The sequence below is a fragment of the Pseudonocardia phyllosphaerae genome, assembly GCF_046546475.1.
GTDB classification, from domain to species: domain Bacteria; phylum Actinomycetota; class Actinomycetes; order Mycobacteriales; family Pseudonocardiaceae; genus Pseudonocardia; species Pseudonocardia phyllosphaerae.
This window is the reverse complement of record NZ_JBKGXS010000001.1, coordinates 376,599-399,749: the sequence shown is the minus strand read 5'-3', so window position 1 is coordinate 399,749 and position 23,151 is coordinate 376,599. Positions and strand designations below refer to the sequence as shown.

Below are 23,151 nucleotides of genomic sequence, written 5' to 3'. Positions count from 1 at the left end.
GTCAGGCCCCCGCCGGCTCGCCGGGCAGCTCGGCCAGCACCGTCTCGGCGCCGACGGTCCGCTGGCCGGGCACGACGAGCGGCACCGACCCCGGCGGGAGGTAGTGGTCCACGCGGGAGCCGAACCGGATCAGCCCGAACCGCTCCCCGGCCGCGACCTCCTCGCCGCCGGACAGGGCGCAGACGATGCGGCGGGCGACCAGACCGGCGATCTGCACGACGCCGACCCGCTCACCACCGGCGGCCTCGAACGTGAGCGCGTTGCGCTCGTTGGACTCGCTGGCCTTGTCCAGGTCGGCGGAGACGAACGCGCCGGGCCGGTACTCGACGGCGCGCACGCGGCCGTGCACCGGCACCCACTGGACGTGCACGTCGAGGATCGACAGGAACACCGACACCCGCGGGTGCGGCACGCGCGGCAGGTCGAGCTCGTCGGGCGGGACGACCTCGGAGACGGTCGCGACGGTGCCGTCGCAGGCGGCGAGCACGGCACCGGGTCGCGGTGGCGGGGTGCGGTGCGGCTCGCGGAAGAACGCGGCGGTCGCGGCGGTGACGAGCAGGCCGGCCAGGGTGCCGCGGCCGGTGAGGGCGCGGACCCCGGCGGCGGCGAGGCCGACTCCTGCGACGATCGGACGGCCACCCGGGTGGATCGGCGGGATCGAGTCCCGGACGAGGTGGACCATGTGGCTCGGCGAGGTCCCGGTTCCTTCGGGCATGGCTGGTCGTCGGCTCCTCGGACTCCGGTCAGGGCACGGTCACGCTACGCGGAGTGCCCCGGGGCCCGTCCGGCGGGACGGCGCGGGTTCGACCGATCGGGAACGGCACGACGTGCCGGCCGGATGCCGGTGCGGGCACGTTCCGCGGGTCCTGGCACCATGATCGCCGGATGCGATCGCGTGATCGACGTGGATGGCCAGCCCCGGCGGATGCGCCGTCCCAGCCGTCCGTTCGCCGATGCGACCGGTGGCATTAAAAGGGCCGGGGCCGTCGTCCCCCGAGACGACGACCCCGGCCTTGGAACCGCTCGTCCGCTCCCCAGCGACGGGCGGTGGGTCCTGTGCTGTGAGGGGACTACCCCGTCACGAGCAAGAGTATTCCTCCCCGGCGACCGGCAGTCCAGATCACAGTGCTGCCCGGCAGCGATCTACCTCTTTCGGCCGAACGCACACCCTGTACGACGTCGCCGCGCGTGAGATCGTTGCCCCGACGGACTATGAATACCGTCACACTCGTGGCGCAAGGGCGTGTCGCTGCACGCCCCGGCGGGTGACGAGGCGGCCCGGATCAGGCGTCGAGCAACCACACGGTGACGGCGCTGCCGTCGGCCACCTCGACGTCGTCGGCAGGGATGTCGATCAGGCAGTCGGCCTGCGCGAGCGCCCCGATCAGGTGCGACGCCGGCGTCCCGATCTCCGAGACGGTGCCCGCGGTGGCGTCGAGGACGCCACGGCGGAACTGCCGCTTGCCCGGGATGGAGGTGAACCCGCCGTCGAGCCGGGCGCTCACCCGCGGCAGGTCGATGTCCGGGTAGCCCGCCGCGGCGCGCAGCGCGGGCCGCACGAACACCTCGAACGACACCATCGAGCTGACCGGGTTGCCCGGCAGCGTCACCACCGCGACCGACCGGTCGCCCAGCTCGAGACGCCCGCAGCCCTGCGGGCCGCCCGGCTGCATCGCGACCTTGCCGAACTCGACGCCGTGCCCGGTCATCGCGTCCTTGACGACCTCGAACGCCCCCGCGGACACCCCGCCGCTGGTGATCACCAGGTCGACGCCGTCGGACACCTTGTCCGCGAGCACGGCGCGGAACTGCTCGACGTCGTCGGGGACGAACGCGAGCTTCTCCGCGGTCGCACCGGCCTCGCGGACGGCGGCGGCGAGCATGGTGCCGTTGGACTCGTAGATCTGGCCAGGCGCCAGCGGGTCGCCGGGCGCGACGAGCTCGGAACCGGTGGAGAGCACCAGCACGTGCGGGCGCCGGTGCACCGGCAGGTCCGGGTGCCCGCACGCCGCGGCGAGCGCGACCTGCGGGGCGCGCAGCACGGTGCCCGCGGGCAGCAGCACCGATCCGGCCACGACGTCGCCGCCGACCCACCGGATGTGCGCACCCGGCTCGGCCGGGCGAGTGATCGCGACACGCTCGATGCCGCCGTCGGTCCACTCCACCGGGACGACGGCGTCGGCGCCCCCGGGGACGGGTGCGCCGGTCATGATCCGGGTCGCGGTGCCGGGGGCGAGCGGGGTCAGCTCGGTCGGCCCGGCCGGGATGACGCCCTCGACCGGCAGCTCCGCGGGCTTCTCCTCCGAGGCGCCGTCGATCTCCGCAGCACGCACCGCGTAGCCGTCCATCGCGGAGTTGTCGAAGGGCGGCAACGAGATCGCCGAGACGAGGTCCTCGGCCAGCACCCGGCCGCCCGCCTCCTCCAGCCCGACGCGCTCGACGCCCGTCGCGGGCAGGAGCGCGGCCACCGCCGCACGGTGCTCGTCGACGCTGCGCGGACCCGACTCCGACCAGGTGCTCATGGGGCCATCCTGCCCCTCGCTCCACCTGCCGGCGCACGGCCCCCGGACGCCCGGCCGAACCTCGCCGGTTCGCCTTGCACTCCCCCACGGCGAGTGCTAGAAACGGACGCAGCATCCACTGGCACTCGTGTCCGTGGAGTGCCAGATCGGGGCGGTGAGTCCGGCGCAGGGTTGCCGGGCGTCCGTCGCGGGCACCGGATCCCGATCACTCGACTCTGTCTATCGGAGGGCAACACCCCCATGGCGAAGCAGATCGCGTTCGACGAGGAGGCCCGCCGGGGCCTCGAGCGGGGCATGAACATCCTCGCCGACGCCGTCAAGGTGACGCTGGGCCCCAAGGGCCGCAACGTCGTCCTGGAGAAGAAGTGGGGCGCGCCGACCATCACCAACGACGGCGTGTCGATCGCCAAGGAGATCGAGCTCGAGGACTCCTGGGAGAAGATCGGCGCCGAGCTGGTGAAGGAGGTCGCCAAGAAGACCGACGACATCGCCGGTGACGGTACGACCACCGCCACCGTGCTGGCGCAGGCGCTCGCCCGCGAGGGCCTGCGCAACGTGGCCGCCGGCGCGAACCCGATGTCGCTCAAGCGCGGCATCGACAAGGCCACCGAGGCCGTCTCCCAGAAGCTCCTCAAGAGCGCCAAGGAGATCGAGACCAAGGAGCAGATCGCCGCCACCGCGTCGATCTCCGCCGGCGACAAGCAGATCGGCGAGCTCATCGCCGAGGCGATGGACAAGGTCGGCAAGGAAGGCGTCATCACGGTCGAGGAGTCGCAGACCTTCGGGCTCGAGCTCGAGCTCACCGAGGGCATGCGCTTCGACAAGGGCTACATCTCGCCGTACTTCGTCACCGACGCGGAGCGGATGGAGGTCGAGCTCGAGGACCCGTACATCCTGCTGGTCTCGTCCAAGATCTCCACGGTCAAGGACCTGCTGCCGCTGCTCGAGAAGATCATGCAGTCGGGCAAGCCGCTGGCGATCATCGCCGAGGACGTCGAGGGCGAGGCCCTGGCGACCCTGGTGGTCAACAAGATCCGTGGCACCTTCAAGTCCGTCGCCGTCAAGGCCCCGGGCTTCGGTGACCGCCGCGAGGCGATGCTCGCCGACATGGCCATCCTGACCGGTGGCGAGGTCATCTCGGAGAAGGTCGGCCTCAAGCTCGACAACGCCGACCTGTCGCTGCTGGGCACCGCCCGCAAGGTCGTCGTCACCAAGGACGAGACCACCATCGTCGACGGTGCCGGTGACAACGAGCAGATCCAGGGCCGGGTCAACCAGATCCGCGCCGAGATCGAGCGCACCGACTCCGACTACGACCGCGAGAAGCTCCAGGAGCGCCTCGCCAAGCTGGCCGGCGGCGTCGCCGTCATCAAGGCCGGCGCGGCCACCGAGGTCGAGCTCAAGGAGCGCAAGCACCGCATCGAGGACGCCGTTCGCAACGCGAAGGCGGCCGTCGAGGAGGGCATCGTCGCCGGCGGTGGCGTCGCCCTGATCCAGGCCGGTGCCGACCTGCTCGAGGGCCTCGGGCTCGAGGGTGACGAGGCCACCGGCGCGAACATCGTCAAGGTCGCGCTGGAGGCTCCGCTCAAGCAGATCGCCGTGAACGCAGGCCTCGAGGGCGGCGTCGTGGCGGAGAAGGTCCGCAACCTGCCGACCGGTGAGGGCCTCGACGCCGCCACCGGCGAGTACACGGACCTGATCAAGGCCGGCGTCATCGACCCGGCCAAGGTGACCCGTTCGGCGCTGCAGAACGCGGCCTCGATCGCGGCCCTGTTCCTCACCACCGAGGCGGTCATCGCCGACAAGCCGGAGAAGGGTGGCGGCGCCCCCGCCGACCCGACCGGCGGCATGGGCGGCATGGACTTCTGAGCCGACCGGCTCGGGGTCTCCGCACCCGGCACGTCCCGCGAGGGCGGTACCGCTTCGGCGGTGCCGCCCTCGCGGCGTTTCCAGGGGTGTGTGGGCCGGGGCTGTGCGGGCCGTGGCCGGGGCACGCCGTCGCGTTCCGCGGAACGCGATTCGCTACACCGTCCGGCGGTACACCCAGCTCCGTCCGGACCAGCGGAGCGTTCCGCGGAACGCGGTCAGCGCTCGGTCCCGCGGTCCGGCTGCAGCGCGGCGGCGGCCGCGCGGGCGCGGGTGAGCAGTGCGGCGCGGACCCGCTCGGCGAGGTCGTCGGTGCTGCCGGTGCCGACCACGTGCACGTCGGGCAGCAGCGGCCAGAGCGCTCGTTCGGCGTGGTGCGCGTCGCCGAACAGGGCGGTGACCTGCAGCCGCCCGTCACGCTCGCGGACGTCCTCGACGATCAGCGCGCCCAGCCGGTCCCGCAGCCCTGCGGGCAGCTCCAGGTACAGACGGACTCCCGGGCTGCGGGCACGGAAGTCCTCCCTGCGGCGCAGCCACAGCTCCTCCAGGTCGACGCCGTCCGGACGCCGGGCGGCCTCGGGCAGCGACGCGGCGGCCTCGATCCGCGAGACACGGTAGGTGCGGTCGGCGCCGTCGCGCAGGGCGAGCAGGTACCAGCGCCCGGACGCCTGGACGAGCCCGATCGGGTCGACCACCCGCTCCGCCGCCTCGACGACGCTGCCCGACGGCCCGCCGGGGCGATAGCGCATCCGCAGCCGCCGGCCGCCGAACACGGCCTGCTGGACGGCCGCGAGGACGGCGTGGCCGTCGTCGTCCGAAGGGTCGCGCAGCAGGCCGCCGCGCCGGACCAGCACCCGGTCCGCGGCGCCGGTCGCGGTGCTCCGCGCGGCCTCCGGCATCGCCGCCACGACTTTCCGCATCGCCGACGAGAACTCGGTGCCGAGGCCCAGTGCACCCGACGTGGCCGCGGTCCCCGAGGTCAGCAGCGCGACGGCCTCCCCGGTGGTCAGCCCGGTCAGGTCGGTCGAGAACCCGGGCAGCAGCGCGATGCCGCCGTGCCGGCCGCGTTCGGCGTAGACGGGGACACCCGCGGCCGAGAGCGCATCGACGTCACGGAGCACGGTGCGCGCGGAGACCTCCAGCTCTGCGGCGAGGGCGGCGGCGGTCGTCCGGCCGCGATGGCGCAGCAGCAGGACGAGGGAGAGGAGCCGGTCCGCGCGCACGTCGCCGAGACTGCCAGGAAATCACGACAGAGGGTGTCAGGTTTAGCGGTCACGCTTCCGTCCATGACTGCTTCGACGAACGTCCCGACCCCGCCCGCCCTGCTCACCACCGACCCGCGACCGCTCTACTTCCGGGCCCTGGCCTGGGTCTCCGGGCTCGCCGCCGCGGTGCCGGACGAGCACCTGGCCGACCCGACCCCGTGCGACGAGTTCGACGTCCGCACCCTGCTGGCCCACCTCGTCACGACCGTCCGGCGTCCGGCCTCGATCGCCGCGGGCACCGACCCGATGGCCCACGAGCTAGTGAGCGCCGACGTCCTCGACGACCCGGCGCCCGCCTACGTCGCCGAGGCCGCGGCCCTGCGCGACGCGTTCACCGGTCCCACAGGCGACGCCCTGCTCGACCGTGTCGCGCAGCTGCCGTTCGGCGAGGTGCCCGGCCGGGCGGCGCTGTGGGCCTTCCTGAACGAGACCCTGGTCCACGGTTGGGACCTCGCGGTCGCCACCGGGCAGGGTCCCGAGGCCGAGCCCGACCTGGCGGCGGCCGCACTCGAGGCCGCCCGGGCATACCTGCCCGCCGAGCGACGCGGCGGGCCGATCCCGTTCGGCCCGGTGGTCGAGCCGGCCCCTGGCGCCGGGCCGACCGAGCGGCTGGCGAACTGGTCCGGGCGGGAGCGCCCCGCCGCCGGCTGAGCGCAGCCCACCCCGGCACCGGCCCGACCGCGTTCCGCGGAACGCACGCGGTGCGGCGACCCGGTTCCGGGGCCGCAACGGCCCTCGTGGACCGGCTTGGCCGCGCCGGGTTGCGCCGGGTTGCGCCGGGTTGCGCCGGGTTGCGCCGGGTTGCGCCGGGTTGCGCCGGGCCGCGTTCCGCGGAACGTCGTCGCCTGCTCCGTCCGGCGTAGTGGCACGTTCCGCGGAACGCGGGAAGCCGTTGCGGCGCATCGGGCCGTCCCGCAGAGGCCCCGGCGACACCGCGTTCCGCGGAACGCGGTCAGCGGACCGGCGCGACGATCCAGACCGCCAGATACAGGAGCGCGAACGCGCCGCCGGTGAGCACGGTCAGGGCGAGCACGGCCAGGCGCAGCAGCGCCGGGTCGACGCCCAGGTCACGGCCGAGCCCACCGCAGACGCCGCCGAGCATCGAGTCACCGGCGCTGCGGTACATCCGGTACGCCGTCAGCCGCTCGGAGAACGACGGGCCCGCCGGTGCGGCCCCCGCCGCGGTCCCGGCTGCGGCCGCACCGGCGTCCTGCTGCGTACTCCGGCCCGCGGGGTCCTGGGCGGTCGAGTCGTGGGCCGCGGCGTCATGGGCAGCCGAGCCGTGGGCGGTGGCGTCGTGGGCGGTGGCGTCGAGGGCGGTCGGGTCCTGGGTCGAGTCCTGGGCGGCGTCGTGGTCCGAGGTGTTCTGCGCTGCGGTGTCCATGTACCCAGGCTGTCGCCACCGACGGCGCACCGGCTCCGGATCGCCCCGGAGATCGGCCCCGGACACCCCCGGACCTCCGGCACCCGATCCCGGGGTCGGCCACCCCGATCCGGCACCCGGGTCCCGGCGAGGTCCCAGATCCGGACGAGGCCCCAGATCCGGGCAACGTGTCAGATTTGGGCGACGTGTCAGATTTGGGCGACGTGTCAGGGTCAGATCCGGTCGTCCGGCCGCCGCCGGTCCGGTGCGGCGGGGCCCTGGTCGTCCGGAGCCACCCTTGGCCACGGCGGCGGGGGGCCGTCGGCAGACCCTCCGGGGCGGGTGGACCCGCCGGAGTCGCCGGGGCCGGCACAGCCGGTGGAGTCCGCGGGGTCCGGGCCCGGCCCCTGCCGGTCGCGCAGCCGTACCACCCGGCCGATCACCAGCGCGACGCCGACCGCGACGACGCACCACGCCACCAGCCCGAGAACGACCCACCACACGGTCGACACCGGGGCCACCTCCTGCTCGGACGAGGACAGTGTGCCCGCACCTCGATCGCGGACGCGGTTCCCTCACCCGCTCGGGGGCGAGCCGGTCGACCCGGGCCTTCCGGCCCGGCCGGCCGGTGCCTCAGCCGGAGTCGGGCAGCGCGGGCCCGAGCAGGTCGTCGGCGTCGACGATCTTGTAAGCGTAGCCCTGCTCGGCGAGGAAGCGTTGCCGGTGGGCGGCGTAGTCGGTGTCGACGGTGTCGCGGGAGACCACCGAGTAGAAGTGCGCCTGCCGGCCGTCGCCCTTGGGCCGCAGCAGCCGCCCGAGCCGCTGCGCCTCCTCCTGCCGGGATCCGAACGTGCCGCTGACCTGCACCGCGACCGTCGCCTCGGGCAGGTCGATGGAGAAGTTCGCGACCTTGGACACGACCAGGGTGTCGATCTCGCCGTTGCGGAACGCGTCGAACAGTTTCTCCCGCTCCTTGTTGCGGGTCGAGCCCTGGATGACCGGTGCGTCCAGCTTCTCCCCGAGCGCGTCGAGCTGCTCCAGGTAGGCGCCGATGATCAGCGTCTGCTCGCCCTTGTGCCGCTCGCGGATCGCCTGCACGACGTTGAGCTTGGTGTGCGCGGTCGCCGCTGTGCGGTAGCGCTCCTCGGAGTCCGCGGTCGCGTAGGACATCCGCTCCGCCTCGGTCAGCGTGACCCGCACCTCGACGCACTCGGCCGGTGCGATCCAGCCCTGCGCCTCGATGTCGCGCCACGGGGCGTCGTAGCGCTTCGGGCCGATCAGGGAGAACACGTCGCCCTCGCGCCCGTCCTCCCGGACCAGCGTGGCGGTCAGGCCGAGCCTGCGCCGCGACTGCAGGTCCGCGGTCATCCGGAACACCGGCGCGGGCAGCAGGTGCACCTCGTCGTAGACGACCAGGCCCCAGTCGCGCGAGTCGAACAGCTCCAGGTGCCGGTACTCGCCCTTGGTCTTGCGGGTGACGACCTGGTACGTCGCGATCGTGACCGGCCGGATCTCCTTGCGCTCACCGGAGTACTCGCCGATCTCCTCCTCGGTCAGCGACGTCCGCGCGATCAGCTCCCGCTTCCACTGGTGTGCCGAGACGGTGTTGGTGACCAGGATCAGCGTCGTCGCACCGGCCTTGGCCATCGCGGCCGCGCCGACCAGGGTCTTGCCCGCACCACACGGCAGTACGACGACGCCCGAGCCACCGTCCCAGAAGCCGTCGACGGCCTGCTGCTGGTAGTCCCGCAGCGTCCAGCCGTCCTCGCGCAGCGAGATCGGGTGCGCCTCGCCGTCGACGTAACCGGCCAGGTCCTCCGCGGGCCAGCCGACCTTGAGCAGCGCCTGCTTGAGCCGGCCCCGCTCGGACGGGTGGACGATCACCGTGTCGTCGTCGATCCGGGTGCCCAGCATCGGTGTGATCTTCTTCTGCCGGAGGATCTCCTCCAGGACGGCGCGGTCCAGCGCGGTGAGCACCAGCCCGTGCGCGGGGTGGTTGGACAGCTGCAGCCGCCCGTAGCGGCCCATGGTGTCGACGACGTCGACCAGCAGCGGCTGCGGGACCGGGTAGCGGGACCACTTCACGAGCGCGTCGACGACCTGCTCGGCGTCGTGCCCCGCGGCGCGGGCGTTCCAGAGCGCCAGCGGGGTCACCCGATAGGTGTGGACGTGTTCGGGCGCACGTTCGAGCTCGGCGAAGGGCGCGATCCCGGCCCGTGCCTGCTCGGCGTCGGGATGGTCCACCTCGAGCAGCAGCGTCTTGTCCGATTGCACGATCAGCGGGCCGTTGGTCACAGAACGCATCCCTTCGCTTCCGGCATCGGGTTCGACTAGGGTCCGCCGGGCGACGCGAAGCGGCGAACGGTCGGGGTATGTCACCTCATGTGATCGGGGCACGACCGGGTGCTACGCCACTCGGGACGGGTCCGTTCCGGGGGCTAGACTCCTGAGCCGTCCGTCACGCACAGACGAGACCTCGAACGGATCATATCCGGCCGCTCATGCGGGACACGCCACCGGCGTCCCGTGTCGCCGGGCCGATCCGCGCGGGACCCGTCACGACCCGAAAGGCGCACCGGACCCTCTGATGCTCCCCCCAGCCCTGACCGCGTGCGGACCGGAGATCGACAGGGAGACCTCGACGTGACCACCGTGACGAGTGCGGACCGCCGAAGCACCTGGTCGGAGCGACTGGACCCGCGGAACTGGAGCCTGGTCGCCAAGCTGGCGGTCGTCGGCCTGGTCCCGACGGTCCTGGCGCTGACGATCGGCGCCATCCGGGTCGTCGACCAGGCGAACGTCGCCGAGGACCTCGGCCGCGGATCCGGCCTGGTCAAGGTGCACGACCAGGTCACCGGGCTGACCGGGGCGCTGCAGGCCGAACGGAACGCGGCCGGCAGCTTCGTGGCAGGCAACCGGTCCGGGGACCGCGCGGCGGTCGAGCAGGCGCAGAAGGCCACCGACGGCGCCGTCCGGAAGACCTCGGAGGTCATCGACGCCGAGCAGCAGGCCTCGCCGGAGCTCTCGACCGCGCGGGTGCAGGCCGAGACGGCGCTGGGGCAGCTCCCGGTCATCCGGTCGCAGGTGGCGGGCGGCCCGACCGCAGCCACCGACGTGACCAGCCGCTACACCTCGGTCGTGCAGCGGGCACTGGCGCTGGACCGCGCCCTGCTCGGACGCCTGCAGACCACCGAGACGGCCGGCCTGACCTCCGCGGTCGCCGCCGGTGACACCGCCGTCGAGGCGCTGCAGCTCGAGCGCGCCGTGGTCAACCAGTCGATCGCCGGAGGCAGGCTCGACGAGGCCGAGCGTGCCCAGATCAACGGTGCCGAGCAGTCCTTCCAGGCCGCCGCGGGCGACTACCAGGCCTCGCTGAGCCCGGAGCAGGACGACCGCTTCGGCGACTTCGCGACCGGCCGGGCCGCAAGCCAGCGCAACGCGCTGCGCGACCAGGTCCTCGCGACCCCGCCGGACGCGCCTCCCGCAGTCGACCGGAACGCGTGGAACTCCGCCGTGGACGCCTCGGTGAAGTCGGTGGAGGACAGCGCGGGCCAGGCCGAGCAGGCGTTCGTCGGCGGCCGTGCAGACGCCGCCGAGAAGGCCGGTAACCAGGCCGGTCTGAGCTCGGTCCTGCTGATGCTGACCCTGCTGCTCACCGGCGCGATCATCCTGCTGCTCGGGCGGCAGATGGTTCGCTCGCTGCGGCTGCTGCGCAGCTCCGCGCTCGACGTCGCCGAGCGCCGGCTCCCGGCCGCGGTCCAGGGGATGCGTGAAGGCCGCGCCCCGAACGCCGTCGTCGAGCCGGTGCCGCTGGAGGGCCGTGACGAGATCGGCGAGGTGGCGCGGGCCTTCGACGCCGTGCACGGCCAGGCCATCCGCCTGGCGGCCGACCAGTCGGCCCTGCAGACCAACGTCAACAGCATGTTCGTCAACCTCTCCCGCCGGTCGCAGGCACTGGTCGAGCGCCAGCTGCAGCTGATCGAGCAGCTGGAGAGCAACGAGCAGGACCCGGACCAGCTGTCCAACCTGTTCCAGCTGGACCACCTCGCGACCCGTATGCGGCGGAACAGCGAGAACCTGCTGGTGCTCGCCGGTACCGACCTCGCGAAGCGGAACGTGGCGCCGGTCCAGGTCGTCGACGTCCTGCGGGCGGCGGTGTCCGAGGTCGAGCAGTACCAGCGGATCGTCGTCCAGACCCCGCCCGAGGCCACGATCGCCGGCCGCGCCGCGAACGACCTCGTCCACCTGCTCGCCGAGCTGCTGGACAACGCGACGAACTTCTCGCCGCCGGACTCGCAGGTCGTCATGTCGACGACCCGCACCGCCGACGAGTCGCTGCTGGTCGAGATCTCCGACCGCGGTGTCGGGATGAGCGACGGCGAGCTGAACGACGCCAACCAGCGCCTGTCCGGGCCCGCCGAGGTCGACGTGTCGGCCTCGCGGCGGATGGGTCTGTTCGTGGTCGGCCGGCTGGCCGCGCGGCACCGCGTCGACGTCCGGCTGGCCTCGGCCGCCGTCGGTGGCGGTTCCGGTGGCCTGAGCGCGTCGGTGACGATCCCCTCGCAGCTGGTCCCGTCCGCCGCCGGCGCCGAGCAGCGCCGCGACGGTCAGGCCGCCCAGGTCCGCGGGGGTGACCCGGTCGCGCAGCAGGCGGTCACGGGTGCCGGTGCGGGCGCGGTCGCCGCAGGTGGCGCCGCCGTCGCCGGGGCCGCCGGTGCGGCCTCCGCGACCGGGGCCCGCCCCGCGACCGAGAGCACCGGGCGCAGCGCGCTGCCCTCGATGGTCGCGGGCTCCGACGGACCGCAGACCCCCACCTTCGAGACCGGCGCCGCCGGTGGACGCGGCCGCAACGGCTCGACCGCTGCGCTGCCCACCCGTCGTCCCGGATCGTCCCTGCGCAACAGCGGGAACGAGGCCGGGCTGAACGGTGCCGCGGCGCACGACGATGCGCTGAACGGCAAGGGAGCGTCGCTCAACGGCTCCGCTCCGGGCGGCCCGCAGGCGTTCACGACCGGGCCGTCGCAGGACGGCCGCAGCGCCGGTGACGTCTTCACCCCCGCCGAGGAGCAGGGCCCTGCCGGTCCGGCCGGTCCGGGCTCCGACGACCACAGCGGCTCCGGCGGCGGAGTCTCCCGCGGCGCCGTCGCGGGTGGGGCCGCAGCACTGGGTGCCGCCGGGCTCGCCGGTGCGTCCGCGTTCCGCAGGCCCTCCGGCCCCGACGCCGACGAGCCGGACACCCACGAGAACGGCCGCGCCGACTCCCACGACGACCCCCACGAGGACTCGTACGACGACGCGACCGCGTTCGACGGGGCGGAGCACGCCGACGCCCACGACGTCGAGACCGTGGAGCCCGGCACCCCCGGCACCGCGCACGTCCAGGACTCCGACAGCTCCGCCGACTCCGCCGGTGACGACGAAGACCCCGAGGAGACCCGGGACGCGGTCACGACCGTGGACCGGGCCGAGGGCGACACGTCGGCACCGGAGCTCGACGGAGCCGAGGGAGCCGACGAGTCCGGGAGCCGCACCGCGCACGGCGAGGACCAGGAGACCGACGGGCACGGTGCCGCGGCGATGGCGGCGACCGGCACCGCGGCGGGTGCCGTCGGGGTCGGGAGTGCGTTCGCCACCGGCGCCGACACCGGCGCCGACACCGACACCGACTCCGACACCCACTCCGGCACCGACACCGGCAGCGAGTCCGCCGACGGCTCCGAGCCCGCCGACGACGGCGCCGACTCCGACGAGCTCCGGGGCGCCACCGGCGTCCGTACGGACGAGGACTCGGCCACGGAATCGGACTCGGCCGGCCGCGCCGACGGCTCCCCCACCGGCACCACCGACGCCGACGCCGACGACGCCGAGACCGGCACCGATGACGCCGATACCGGCCCCTCCGGTCAGGAGTACGCCGGTCGGGCGCGCACCGCGCCCGGGCGGGAGCTGGACGACACCGTCGTCATGGATGCGGCCACCGGTGACGGGCCCGAGCAGCACGGGGCCCGCAGCACCGACGAGGCGTCCGGCACGGACGACGCCGACGGCACCGACGACGGCACCGACCGGGACGGCCACGGCCGCACCGGCGCCGCCGCGGCCGGCGCCGCGGGCGTCGCCGGGGCCGCCGCACTCGGGGCCGCCGCCGCGCGGAAGCGTTCCACCGAGGAGCGCCCCGCCACGGGCCGCGAGCCGATGGGGGGCCCGGCGGAAGGCCACGGCACCACCGGTACCCGGCCCGGCCCGTCGCAGCGTCCGGTGATGCCGCCGGCCCGCGGCCCCGCACGGGGGCCCGGCAGTGCTCCGAACGGCGCACCTCAGCAGGGCCGACCGACCCCGCAGGGGTACCCGAACGGCGCCCCGGGCCGGCAGCAGCCGGGCCCGCGCCCGGACGGCCGCCCCGAGCAGCGCCCCGGACCGCAGAGCCCCGGGCCGCAGACCGGTGGTTCGCCGCTGCCCCGCCGTCAGCCGCAGCGCGGCCCGGCGGCGCCGGTCGGACGTGGTCCCGCGGGCCCCGGCGGCCCGCAGGGCAGGCCCGGCGCCCAGCAGGGTCAGGGTCAGGACGAGCTGTTCGCCCCGAACGTGCCCGCCGACCAGCAGAACCCCGGCCAGCTCCGGCGGCCCGGCGCCCTGGAGTCCGTCCGCGGGCAGTCGTCGGGACAGGGCGGTCCGGCCGCCCCGGACGCGACCGAGCAGACCACGCCGATCTTCGACGACATCGCGTCGGCCTGGTTCCGCTCGAACCGGTCGGTCCCGGTGCGCTGGCAGGACGGCGAGGACCCGGCCGCGGGCCAGCAGGCCGCCGAGACCGAGCAGAGCGGCGCGGCACCCGCCGCGGACTTCTCCTCCCCCGCCGACGAGGCCTGGCAGCAGGCCCGCGAGGTGGCCGGGAACGAGGAGGAGTCCACCCGTCCGGATGAGACGACCCGGGCCGGTCTGCCCAAGCGGCGCCCGCGGGCGCGGCTGCTTCCGGGCAGTGCGGCAGGATCCACCGTGCTCAGCCCGCCACCGGCCGCCGAGGCGCGCAGCGCCGAGAGCGTCCGTGGCCGGCTGGCGAGCTACCAGCAGGGCGTCCGGCAGGGCCGCGAGAACGCGGCGGGCCGGCAGGGCGCACGCAGCACCACCAGCACCACCAGCACCGACGGCGCCCCCGAGCCGTCCGGTGACCGCACCAACCAGTCCGACCCTGAGGAGAACCAGTGAGGGCACCGCAGGCACAGCCCAGCCAGAGCCGTTTCGGCTGGCTGGTCACCAACTTCGCCGAGCGCGTCCCCGGCGTCGCGCACGCGATCGTGGTGTCGGCCGACGGGCTGCTGCTGACGTCGTCGGACCGGCTCCCCCGGGACCGCGCCGACCAGCTCGCCGCCGTCGCATCCGGGCTGGTCAGCCTGACCCAGGGCGCGGCACGCTGCTTCGACGCAGGCGGCGTGGTGCAGACCGTCGTGGAGATGGATCGTGGCATCGTGCTCCTGATGTCCATCAGCGACGGTTCCTGCCTGGCCGTGCTCGCCTCGCCGAGCTGCGACATCGGCCTCGTCGGCTACGAGATGACGCTGCTGGTCGACCGGGTCGGCCAGCTGCTCACCCCGGAGCTCCGCGCGGAGCTGCAGGGCTCCTTCGGGTCCTGAGGCCGGAACCGACATGTCCCCCGCCACCGCAGGATCGGCCAGGGTAGGTGAGATCCGATGAACCAGGACCCGGACGACGGGCACGGACCCGAGCCGACGTTCGCCGACGTCATGAACGGGTTCAGCCTGGACTCGGCGCGCAAGCCGAAGAAGCGGCGGTGGGGCCGCAACCGGGGCGCGTCCGACGAGGAGAACGCGCCCCAGCAGGCGCCGGAGCAACAGGCTCCGGCGCAGGCACCCGCGGAGTGGAACGGCCCGGCGGCCGGGTCGGCGGCGTACGGACTGCCGCCCACCCCCGACGAGCTCGACTCCGCGGGCTCCGACCAGACGTCCCGTGCCCCGCAGATGCCGCAGCCCTCCCCGGCCGCGGCGCCGAGCGGCGCGTCGTCCGTGCGTCCCTACGCATGGACCCGTGGCCGCACCAAATCCGGCTACGAGCTCGCCGTCGAGACCCTGGTCTCGGTCGGCGGCCGTGCCGCAGGCCAGCTGGACCGGCTCCCCATGGAGCACCGCGCCGTCGCCGACCTGCTCCTGGAGCAGACCCGTTCGGTGGCCGAGGTCGCTGCGCTCCTCTCGCTCCCGCTGGGGGTGGCCCGGGTCCTGCTCGGTGACATGGCGGCCGGTGGCACGGTGACCGTTCACCAGACCGCGAGCACCCCCGGCGACGTGCCGGACCTCGCGCTGATGGAAAGGGTGTTGAGTGGACTCCGTCGGCTCTAGGCCACAGCAGTCCCAGCCCGCGCCGGGCGCCGCCCGAGCGACGATGTCGGCCAAGATCGTCGTCGCGGGTGGGTTCGGCGTCGGCAAGACGACGTTCGTCGGTTCGGTCTCGGAGATCATGCCGCTGACCACCGAGGCGGTGATGACCGAGGCGAGCTCGTCGCACGACGACCTGTCGGCCACCCCGAACAAACGCTCCACCACGGTCGCGATGGACTTCGGCCGCGTGTCGCTGGACTCGGACCTGGTGCTGTACCTGTTCGGTACGCCCGGTCAGCAGCGGTTCTGGTTCATGTGGGACGACCTGGTGCGCGGCGCGATCGGCGCCGTCGTCCTGGTCGACACCCGCCGGCTCGCGGACTCGTTCGCGGCGATCGACTTCTTCGAGGACCGGGGCCTGCCCTACGTCGTGGGCGTGAACGCCTTCGACGGGCACGTCCAGCACGGCGTCGAGGACGTCCGCGAGGCGATGTCGATCGACCCGTCCGTCCCGATGATCATCTGTGACGCGCGGCAGCGGCAGTCCACCAAGGAGACGCTGATCGCGCTGGTGCAGCACGCGATGCACCAGCGGATGACCGCCGGCGCCCGCTAGTCCCCACCGGCACCGCGTTCCCGCTGTTCAGCGGGTTCCGGTGGCGTCCTCGTCGACGGGGGCGATCGAGGTGATCCGGTGCAGCTGGATGCGGCGCAGCTCGCCGTCGAGGGCGTCCCGGCCCTCGACGACGCCGCCACCGATCGAGATCGGAGCCAGTACCCGGTCCCCGGCGACCCCGTGCGCGTCGACGTAGCCGATCCACACGGTGCGCTGCTCGCGGGCGGCGTCCTGCAGCGACGCGAGCGTGGCCGTCGACCCCGCCCCGTTCAGTGACGACGTGCGACCGGCAACGCTGCGCCGCACCCCGGCCAGCGCGTCCCCGGCCCGCAGCCGCTCGACGACGTCCTCGGCGCGCCGGGCCGGTGGCCCGCCGTCCTGTCCTGCGGCCGGGCTCGTCCCCGCCCGCCCGTGCCGGCGGCGCGGCTCGGCCCGCCGTCCCCGCCCGCGCAGGTCGACGACGGCGCCGCCCTCGTCCTCCGCGGCCGGGCTGAACCCGGCGGCCCGCAGCCCGGCGAGCACCTCGGCCAGCGGCAGCGCGGAGACCAGGATCGACGGGGCGATCCGGCGCAGTTCCAGCTCGGCCGCCGACGGGTGGGCCAGGACCTCGGAGAGCAGCACCTCGTCGTCGGAGCGCAGGAAGCTCGACGCGGTGCCGCCGCGCAGCCTGCCGTGCCGTCGGGCGACGTCGTCGACCAGGTACTCCAGCGTCTGCGGCACCGGGGTGCGCGACCGCGTGCGCAGGACCTCGCGCACGTCACCGGCGGTGCGTCCGGTGTCCAGCGCCCGGCGGATGCTGTGCTCGGTGAACCGGTAGACGGTCGCGCCGCCCGCGGACTCGACGTCGGCGAGCACCGCCAGCTCCTGCGCCAGGTCCGGTGCGAGACGCCCGGGTGCGACGGCGGTCAGGTCCGCCTGCAGCAGCACCTCCTCCACCGGGGCGGGCAGCGCCGCGTACAACGCGGAGGCGAGCTCGGTGGGCCGGGTGGCCTCACGCTGGGCCGGGTCGAGCAGCACCCGCCCGGCCGTGGTGAGCGCGTCCAGGGCGACGACGCCGAGCACCGTCGCCTCCGCGACGGTCCAGGACACGTTCTCGTCGCGCAGCCGCCCGCCGCGGCGCGGGGCCCGCCAGGCCAGCACCCGGGCGAGGTCCTCCGAGGAGGACACCGAGGTGCCCGCGGGCAGGTCCGCCAGCGCCTCCAGCACCCGGCGCCGGTCGCGGGCGGCGGGGGGACGGCGCGGCCCGTCGGACAGCGCGGTGATCGGCTTGTCGGCGTCGTCACGGCGGCCGACCAGGCCGGGCAGCCGCGGCAGCTCCAGCCAGGCCCGCGCGAGCGTCGCCCAGCGCAGCTCCTCGGGCAACGCGGACCACACGTCGGCCTGGGTGGTGGGCAGCCACTCCGGTGTCGACGCGTCGGACTCGCCGATCAGGTCCGCGGCGTACAGCAGCTCGACGAGCAGTGCGGCGCCCGGCTCGTCGGTGTCGGCCTCCTTCGCGACCCGGCGCAGCTCCCGCACGCCCAGACCACCGGAGCGCAGCACACCAGGAGCCTGGTCGGAGAACCACTCCAGGACGAGCGCGGCGCGGCGCAGGAACTCCAGTGCCGCACCGGCTCCGGTGCCGTCGACGACCTCGGGATCGCGTTCGCGGACCGGGATCTCGGGGCGGGCGACGTCGAGCCGGCCCATCGGACGGTCCCCGCGCAGCGCCAGCCCGACCTGCCGCGGCAGCTCCACGGTCTCGGAGTCCCGGCGTACCAGCAGCCCGCGGGCCAGCAGCGTGCCGACCGGGCCGGAGCCGTCGCCCGCGGCGCGGGAGCGGCCCACCGGCGGCCCCTCGGCGAGCACGTCGAGGACCTTGCGCTCCTCCTCGCCGAGCTCGGCCAGCATCGCAGGCAGCTCGGCCGACGCGGCCGCGCCACCGGCCTCCCGGCCCAGCCCGCCCGGGAACGGCCCGACGACCTCGGACGCGGCAGGCACCACCGACAGTGCGTCCTCGTCGCCCCAGGCCAGCGCCCGGTCCAGCAACGGGCGCAGCCCGGCGCGGGCGGTGGCGTCGTCGACGTCGGGGCCGAGCAGGGCGGCGAGCTCGGCGAAGGAGACCGGCTCCCGCCATGCCCCGGCGATCACCAGTGCCTCGATCAGGGTCAGCGCGACGGTGTCGAGGTCCTCGCAGGCCCGCTGCACCGACGCGCGGATCCCCGCCCGGGTCGCGAGCACGGTGAGATCACCCGGCGGGGGGACGGCGAGGTCCGGACGCAGGCGCAGGAGCGCGGCGAGGAACTCGTCGTCCTGCGCGCGCAGCCGGTCGACCAGGGACGTCTGCACCGCTACCAGGGTAGTCGCCCCACACGCGGCCCGGATCGGGGATACTGGTCGTCGAGCACCGGAGCCACACCGCTGGAGGAACGACGATGGCCGCCAAGCCGGGTACCGACGGCAGGAACAACGCCGCCAGGACCGACCGCATCGACCCGACGTGGCCCGGCCACGAGGACGGCGAGCACCCGCTGACCGAGCTCCTGGGGCCCGTGCAGGGCAACATGTCGCCGTTCGGTGAGGTGACGTTCCCGCTGCCGAGCGTGCCCTACGAGCACCCGGTCACCGAGATCAACCGCTGAGCGTGGCCGCCGGGCTGCTGCTCGCCGGCGGCGCGGGTCGCCGGATGGGCACCCCGAAGGGCCTCGTGCAGCTGCACGGCCGCCCGCTGGCCGTGCGCGCCGTCCACGCCCTGCGCGACGGCGGCTGCTCGCCCGTGACGGTGGTGCTGGGCGCCCGCGCGGAGGCCGTCACCGACGTCCTGCTGCGTGCGGGGCTCGGTGCCGACCCGGACTCCGACGTCACCACCGTCGTCGCCGAGGACTGGGCCGACGGCATGGGCGCCTCGCTGCGCTGTGGGCTCGACGCCCTGGCGCACCTGCCCGGCGTCGGCGCGGCCCTGGTGCACCTGGTCGACCTGCCCGGCGTCACGCCCGAGGCGATCCGCCGGGTCGCCGAGGGGGCGGGGCCCTCGTCGCTGCGCCGTGCCGCCTACGGCGGCGTGCCCGGCCACCCCGTCCTGCTGGGCCGGGAGCACTGGTCCGGGGTCGTCGCCCGGGCCACCGGCGACGCAGGCGCCCGCGGCTATCTCGCGGACCATCCGGCCCTGGAGCTGGTCGAGGTGGGCGACGTCGCGGTCCCCGACGACGTCGACACCCCCGAGCAGCTCCGGCGCCTGTCCCGCGCCTGACAAGGCCCCGGACACACGTCGAGCGCACGTCCGTGTGGGCGGACGTGCGCTCGGCGTGGAGTGGCGGGGCGGCGGTCAGCCGACGTTCAGCTTCTGCCCCGGGAAGATCATCTGACCGGCACCGAGGTGCGGGTTCTTGGCGAGCAGGCTCTTCCAGTGGGAGATGCCGTGCGCGGCCGCGATCTGCCCGAGCGTGTCGCCGGACTTGACCGTGTAGTTGCCGGCCTTCGGGGCGGCCGGAGCCGACGCCGGGGCGCTCAGCTTGGTCCGCTTCGAGGAGCTGCTGCTGTCGGACTTGTCGCTGTCGTCCGAGGACTTGCTGCTGTCCGACTTGCTGCTGTCGTCCGAGGACTTGCCGCTGTCGGACTTGCTGCTGTCGTCGCTCGACGAGGCGTCGCGCGGCTCCGAGGAGCCGGACGCGCCGGTCTTCTTCGAGCAGACGGGCCAGGCGCCCCAGCCCTGCTCGGCGAGGACCTTCTCGGCGACGGCGATCTGCTGCGACCGGCTGGCCTGGTGCGCCTCGGACGCGTACTGACCGCCGCCGAAGCCCTTCCAGGTCTGCTTGGTGAACTGCAGGCCGCCGGAGAAGCCGTTGCCGGTGTTCGCGGACCAGTTGCCGGTGCTCTCGCACTGGGCGAGCTTGTCCCAGGTGGAGTCCGAGGCCGCGTTGGCGGCCGGGACGATCGCGAGGAACGGGGCGCCGGCGACGGCGCCGGCGACGGCGGTACGGGCGATGTTGCGCCCGGTGGTACTCGGCTTGCGGTGCTTGCCGCGGTAACGAGCCATGGGTGATCTCCCGCGTGGCGCCGTCCGACACCGTCCGGGGAGTGGACGGTCGATTCCAGTCGGCCCTGTCCCACGTGCATGTCCTCGGGGACCGGATCCACCGGACAGGGGAGCGCTGCGGATCCGGAGCACGGCCACGAAGGGGGAGTCGGCCGAGCCGGGAGGGACCGTACGTGCCCCGGACGCACCACGAAAGTCGGTGCGACACGCCCCCGATCGGGCCACCCTCCGGCCCATCAAGATCGGATAAACGCGTTTTGGCTGCTCAGAATGCCCGATCACGATCCGGATACGTTCGCGAGAATGCTGCGCGAGGTTGATTAAACGTGATGTAGATCACTCGATTGCTTCCGATCCAGGGGTTGTTTCGGCAGGTCGGAAGCCACGCGGCGCCCCCGGGAGCCGGTGTATAGGGTCGTCCCCATGACCGAGCTCAGCCACGTCGACGAGGCCGGTGCCGCCCGCATGGTGGACGTCTCGGAGAAGCAGGCCGGGAAGCGGACGGCGGTGGCCACCGGGACCCTGCACACGACCGCCGAGGTCGTCGGCCTCATCCAGTCCGACGGCCTGCCCAAGGGCGACGCCCTGGCCACCGCGCGCATCGCAGGGATCATGGGCGCGAAGCGGACCCCGGACCTGGTGCCGCTCTGCCACCCGATCGCGATCAGCGGCGTCACCCTGGACCTGGTGCCGGGTGAGGACCGCGTCGACATCCGGGCCGAGGTACGCACCACCGACCGCACCGGCGTGGAGATGGAGGCGCTGACCGCCGTCGCCGTCGCCGGGCTGACCCTGCACGACATGATCAAGGCTGTGGACCCGGCCGCCGTGCTCGACGCCGTGCAGGTCGAGCGCAAGGACGGCGGCAAGACCGGCAGCTGGACCCGCCCGGAGGACCGGTCGTGACCACCGCCCGCCGGGCGCTCGTCGTGACGGCCTCGAACCGGGCCGCCGCCGGTGTCTACGCCGACGAGGGCGGCCCGCTGATCGCGACCTGGCTGCGCGACAAGGGCTACGAGACCCCCGACCCCACCGTCGTCCCGGACGGCGAGCCGGTCGGACAGGCGCTGCGCACCGCCGTCGCGGACCGCGTGGACGTCGTGGTCACCACCGGCGGCACCGGCATCTCCCCCACTGACGCGACACCCGAGGTGACCCGGTCCGTTCTGGACCACGAGATCCCCGGACTGGCCGACGCCGTGCGCCGCGCCGGGGAGGAGAAGGTGCCGACCGCGGTGCTGTCCCGCGGTCTGGCCGGGGTCGCCGGCCGGACCCTGATCGTCAACCTGCCGGGATCGAAGGGCGGGGTGCGCGACGGGCTGGGCGTGCTCGACGCCGTCCTGGACCACGCCGTCGACCAGCTGCGAGGAGGGGACCACTGATGGCCGAGGGTGCCGAGGTGCTGCGGGCCGCTGTCGGCGAGGAGCCGCTGAGCGTCGAGGAGCATGCGCAGCTGGTGGACCATCCGGCCGCGGGTGCGGTCGTGACGTTCGCCGGCGTCGTCCGCGACCACGACGGTGGGAAGTCGGTGCGGGGCCTGGAGTACAGCGCTCACCCGACCGCCGGCCGGATCGTCGAGGAGGTGGCGCAGAAGATCGCGTCGCAGTCCGAGGGCGTGCGTGCGCTGGCGGTCAGCCACCGCGTCGGAACCCTGGACATCGGCGACGTCGCGCTGGCCTGCGCGGTCGCCGCGGATCACCGGCGCGAGGCGTTCGCCGCCTGCGCCGAGCTCGTCGACGAGGTCAAGCGTGCGCTGCCGGTGTGGAAGCACCAGCGCTTCGCCGACGGGTCCGACGAGTGGGTCAACTCGACCTGATCCCTCGCCGTGACCAACCCCGGACACGGCGACGGCCCGGGCTCCCTGCAGGGAACCCGGGCCGTGAGCCGCCGGGGCGGGTGCTGGGGACACCGCACGCCCCGGGTCGCCGCTCCGCGGATGGCGGTCCGCGGAGGCGGGGATCAGGACAGGTTCAGCTTCTGACCCACGGCGATGACGTCGGGGTTCGAGATGCCGTTGTCCGACGCGAGCTCCGACACCGAGGTGCCGTTCGACGCGGCGATGCCCGACAGGGTGTCACCGGACTTGACGGTGTAGGCACCCGCGGTGGCCGCGGCACGCTTCTGGGACTTCTTGGCGTGCTTCGGGGCCGACTTGGTCGCCTTGTGCGACGAGGTGGCCTTCTCCGACTTCGCCGACTTCGAGGTCTCCGACTTGGTCTCGGACTTCGACTCCGACTTCGACTCGGACTTCGACTCCGACTTGGAGGACTGCTTCGGGGCCTCGTAGGAGGACTTCTCGGAGGCCTTCACGCGCTTGTTCGGCTCCGCGGAGCCGGAGGCACCGGCCTTCTTGGAGCAGACCGGCCACGCGCCCCAGCCCTGGCCGGCCAGGACCTTCTCGGCGACCTGGATCTGCTCGGAGCGGGAGGCGCCCTGCGGCGAGCCCTGGCCGCCGTAGGCCTTCCAGGTGGAGGGGGTGAACTGCAGACCACCGGAGAAGCCGTTACCGGTGCTGGTGGACCAGTTGCCGCCGCTCTCGCACTGCGCGACGCGGTCCCACGTGTCGTCGGACGCGGCGCTGGCGGGGCCGACGATCGCGGCCGACGCGCCGACGGTGACAGCACCGGCCACGGCGATACGCAGCAGGTTACGGCCCTTGGTTCCCTGAGACATTGCTCTGTGCTCCCCACCGCGCCGCCGAGTCGACCGCTTCGTTCCGCGCCGGGATCCTGGGCACGAAGGTGCCCACCGTGGTTCGGCTCGCAAGCCGATCGGGACCGGGGAGCGGCGTCGGATCGACGCCCGCGGAGGTTGGTCTCTCGTCCCCGTCCCGTTCTCTGTGTTGCTCGACGGACCGGACTTGCCGCGGGACGGGGGGTTCGGCGCGGCGGTTCCGGATGATGGCTCGTTCAGCCGATCCAGGCGGACCGGCCGGAGCGAAACAGTGAATGGGTGCGTCGGTTCCGTCAACGAGACGGTTCGTGAGCGGGCTCACGATGACACAGCTGTTATTATCAATGGGAACCTAAACGTGCTGGTCAACGACGTCACATCACGGCCGTATCACGCGGCTGTGAACTGCTCCGAAATGGAAGCATCTACGCGTGGCGACAGTGGCCCGCGGGTACTCCGGCGGTCTACCCGGCGCCGTTCCTGCACCGCTCCGCACCTGGTCGG

General features: G+C 74.0%; 18 protein-coding genes and 1 pseudogene. 10 read left to right on the top strand and 9 right to left on the bottom strand.

Annotated features, from left to right (window positions below):
• Position 1: 1 nt before the first annotated feature.
• Both ACLE50_RS01925 and moeA read right to left on the bottom strand, forming a co-directional pair.
• Positions 2-715 (bottom strand): phosphatidylserine decarboxylase, encoded by a 714-nt coding sequence (locus ACLE50_RS01925; RefSeq protein WP_410941583.1) that lies wholly within the window; start codon positions 713-715, stop codon positions 2-4.
• A gap of 568 nt (positions 716-1,283) precedes the next feature.
• A complete protein-coding gene (gene moeA / locus ACLE50_RS01920) occupies positions 1,284-2,522 on the bottom strand; it encodes a molybdopterin molybdotransferase MoeA (protein WP_410941582.1) in 1,239 nt (412 codons plus the stop codon).
• A gap of 240 nt (positions 2,523-2,762) precedes the next feature.
• Between moeA and groL the strand changes: the two genes are divergently transcribed.
• Positions 2,763-4,391 carry a chaperonin GroEL gene (gene groL / locus ACLE50_RS01915; protein WP_410941581.1) on the top strand — a complete coding sequence of 543 codons (1,629 nt, stop codon included), beginning with the start codon at positions 2,763-2,765 and terminating at the stop codon, positions 4,389-4,391.
• Between the two features lie 215 nt (positions 4,392-4,606).
• Here the strand turns inward: groL and ACLE50_RS01910 are convergent, their stop codons facing one another.
• Positions 4,607-5,611 carry a helix-turn-helix transcriptional regulator gene (locus ACLE50_RS01910; RefSeq protein WP_410941580.1) on the bottom strand — a complete coding sequence of 335 codons (1,005 nt, stop codon included), beginning with the start codon at positions 5,609-5,611 and terminating at the stop codon, positions 4,607-4,609.
• Positions 5,612-5,674: 63 nt separating this feature from the next.
• On the opposite strand from ACLE50_RS01910, the gene ACLE50_RS01905 reads away from it, so the two are divergent.
• Positions 5,675-6,304, top strand: a complete 630-nt coding sequence (locus ACLE50_RS01905) for a TIGR03086 family metal-binding protein (protein WP_410941579.1) — start codon at positions 5,675-5,677, stop codon at positions 6,302-6,304.
• A 301-nt stretch (positions 6,305-6,605) separates the two neighbouring features.
• Here the strand turns inward: ACLE50_RS01905 and ACLE50_RS01900 are convergent, their stop codons facing one another.
• The 3 genes from ACLE50_RS01900 to ACLE50_RS01890 form a co-directional block, all read right to left on the bottom strand.
• Positions 6,606-7,037, bottom strand: a complete 432-nt coding sequence (locus tag ACLE50_RS01900) for a PspC domain-containing protein (RefSeq protein WP_410941578.1) — start codon at positions 7,035-7,037, stop codon at positions 6,606-6,608.
• Positions 7,038-7,249: 212 nt separating this feature from the next.
• Positions 7,250-7,528 (bottom strand): hypothetical protein, encoded by a 279-nt coding sequence (locus ACLE50_RS01895; protein ID WP_410941577.1) that lies wholly within the window; start codon positions 7,526-7,528, stop codon positions 7,250-7,252.
• A gap of 121 nt (positions 7,529-7,649) precedes the next feature.
• A complete protein-coding gene (locus ACLE50_RS01890) occupies positions 7,650-9,311 on the bottom strand; it encodes a DNA repair helicase XPB (RefSeq protein ID WP_410942240.1) in 1,662 nt (553 codons plus the stop codon).
• Positions 9,312-9,659: 348 nt separating this feature from the next.
• Between ACLE50_RS01890 and ACLE50_RS01885 the strand changes: the two genes are divergently transcribed.
• Genes ACLE50_RS01885 through ACLE50_RS01870 form a run of 4 tightly spaced genes read left to right on the top strand, consistent with a single transcriptional unit; the run spans position 9,660 to position 15,959 of the window.
• Positions 9,660-14,219 carry a nitrate- and nitrite sensing domain-containing protein gene (locus tag ACLE50_RS01885; RefSeq protein ID WP_410941576.1) on the top strand — a complete coding sequence of 1,520 codons (4,560 nt, stop codon included), beginning with the start codon at positions 9,660-9,662 and terminating at the stop codon, positions 14,217-14,219.
• The gene (locus ACLE50_RS01880) at positions 14,216-14,644 is read left to right on the top strand and encodes a roadblock/LC7 domain-containing protein (RefSeq protein WP_410941575.1); all 429 of its coding nucleotides are present in this window, start codon (positions 14,216-14,218) and stop codon (positions 14,642-14,644) included. The genes ACLE50_RS01885 and ACLE50_RS01880 overlap by 4 nt, the downstream gene beginning before the upstream one ends.
• 57 nt (positions 14,645-14,701) lie before the next feature.
• A complete protein-coding gene (locus ACLE50_RS01875; protein WP_410941574.1) occupies positions 14,702-15,364 on the top strand; it encodes a DUF742 domain-containing protein in 663 nt (220 codons plus the stop codon).
• Positions 15,345-15,959: a GTP-binding protein gene (locus ACLE50_RS01870; protein ID WP_410941573.1), complete on the top strand. Its 615-nt coding sequence runs from the start codon at positions 15,345-15,347 to the stop codon at positions 15,957-15,959. The genes ACLE50_RS01875 and ACLE50_RS01870 overlap by 20 nt, the downstream gene beginning before the upstream one ends.
• Before the next feature lie 27 nt (positions 15,960-15,986).
• Here ACLE50_RS01870 and ACLE50_RS01865 read toward each other — a convergent pair whose 3' ends face one another.
• Positions 15,987-18,287 (bottom strand): helicase-associated domain-containing protein, encoded by a 2,301-nt coding sequence (locus ACLE50_RS01865; protein WP_410941572.1) that lies wholly within the window; start codon positions 18,285-18,287, stop codon positions 15,987-15,989.
• A gap of 86 nt (positions 18,288-18,373) precedes the next feature.
• Between ACLE50_RS01865 and ACLE50_RS01860 the strand changes: the two genes are divergently transcribed.
• A complete protein-coding gene (locus tag ACLE50_RS01860) occupies positions 18,374-18,580 on the top strand; it encodes a hypothetical protein (protein ID WP_410941571.1) in 207 nt (68 codons plus the stop codon).
• Between the two features lie 2 nt (positions 18,581-18,582).
• Complete coding sequence (locus tag ACLE50_RS01855) at positions 18,583-19,188, top strand: nucleotidyltransferase family protein (protein WP_410941570.1); 606 nt, start codon at positions 18,583-18,585, stop codon at positions 19,186-19,188.
• 75 nt (positions 19,189-19,263) lie between these two features.
• On the opposite strand, the gene ACLE50_RS01850 is transcribed toward ACLE50_RS01855, so the two are convergent.
• Positions 19,264-19,974, bottom strand: coding sequence for a LysM peptidoglycan-binding domain-containing protein (locus tag ACLE50_RS01850; RefSeq protein ID WP_410941569.1), 711 nt, complete (start codon positions 19,972-19,974; stop codon positions 19,264-19,266).
• Positions 19,975-20,397: 423 nt separating this feature from the next.
• Here ACLE50_RS01850 and moaC point away from each other — a divergent pair, with 423 nt between their 5' ends.
• A complete protein-coding gene (moaC, locus tag ACLE50_RS01845; RefSeq protein ID WP_410941568.1) occupies positions 20,398-20,880 on the top strand; it encodes a cyclic pyranopterin monophosphate synthase MoaC in 483 nt (160 codons plus the stop codon).
• A pseudogene (locus ACLE50_RS01840) lies at positions 20,853-21,790 on the top strand (molybdenum cofactor biosynthesis protein MoaE). Before moaC ends, ACLE50_RS01840 begins: the two are co-directional and overlap by 28 nt.
• Before the next feature lie 143 nt (positions 21,791-21,933).
• On the opposite strand, the gene ACLE50_RS01835 reads toward ACLE50_RS01840, so the two are convergent.
• A complete protein-coding gene (locus ACLE50_RS01835; protein ID WP_410941567.1) occupies positions 21,934-22,647 on the bottom strand; it encodes a transglycosylase family protein in 714 nt (237 codons plus the stop codon).
• Positions 22,648-23,151 lie beyond the last annotated feature (504 nt).

Excerpts from the sequence above, each read along its gene's own strand:
- ACLE50_RS01900 (WP_410941578.1), bottom strand. The coding sequence starts at position 7,037 with ATGGACACCGCAGCGCAGAACACCTCGGACCACGACGCCGCCCAGGAC.
- ACLE50_RS01905 (WP_410941579.1), top strand. The coding sequence starts at position 5,675 with ATGACTGCTTCGACGAACGTCCCGACCCCGCCCGCCCTGCTCACCACC.
- ACLE50_RS01835 (WP_410941567.1), bottom strand. The coding sequence starts at position 22,647 with ATGTCTCAGGGAACCAAGGGCCGTAACCTGCTGCGTATCGCCGTGGCC.
- ACLE50_RS01850 (WP_410941569.1), bottom strand. The coding sequence starts at position 19,974 with ATGGCTCGTTACCGCGGCAAGCACCGCAAGCCGAGTACCACCGGGCGC.
- moaC (WP_410941568.1), top strand. The coding sequence starts at position 20,398 with ATGACCGAGCTCAGCCACGTCGACGAGGCCGGTGCCGCCCGCATGGTG.
- groL (WP_410941581.1), top strand. The coding sequence starts at position 2,763 with ATGGCGAAGCAGATCGCGTTCGACGAGGAGGCCCGCCGGGGCCTCGAG.
- ACLE50_RS01860 (WP_410941571.1), top strand. The coding sequence starts at position 18,374 with ATGGCCGCCAAGCCGGGTACCGACGGCAGGAACAACGCCGCCAGGACC.
- moeA (WP_410941582.1), bottom strand. The coding sequence starts at position 2,522 with ATGAGCACCTGGTCGGAGTCGGGTCCGCGCAGCGTCGACGAGCACCGT.
- ACLE50_RS01875 (WP_410941574.1), top strand. The coding sequence starts at position 14,702 with ATGAACCAGGACCCGGACGACGGGCACGGACCCGAGCCGACGTTCGCC.
- ACLE50_RS01925 (WP_410941583.1), bottom strand. The coding sequence starts at position 715 with ATGCCCGAAGGAACCGGGACCTCGCCGAGCCACATGGTCCACCTCGTC.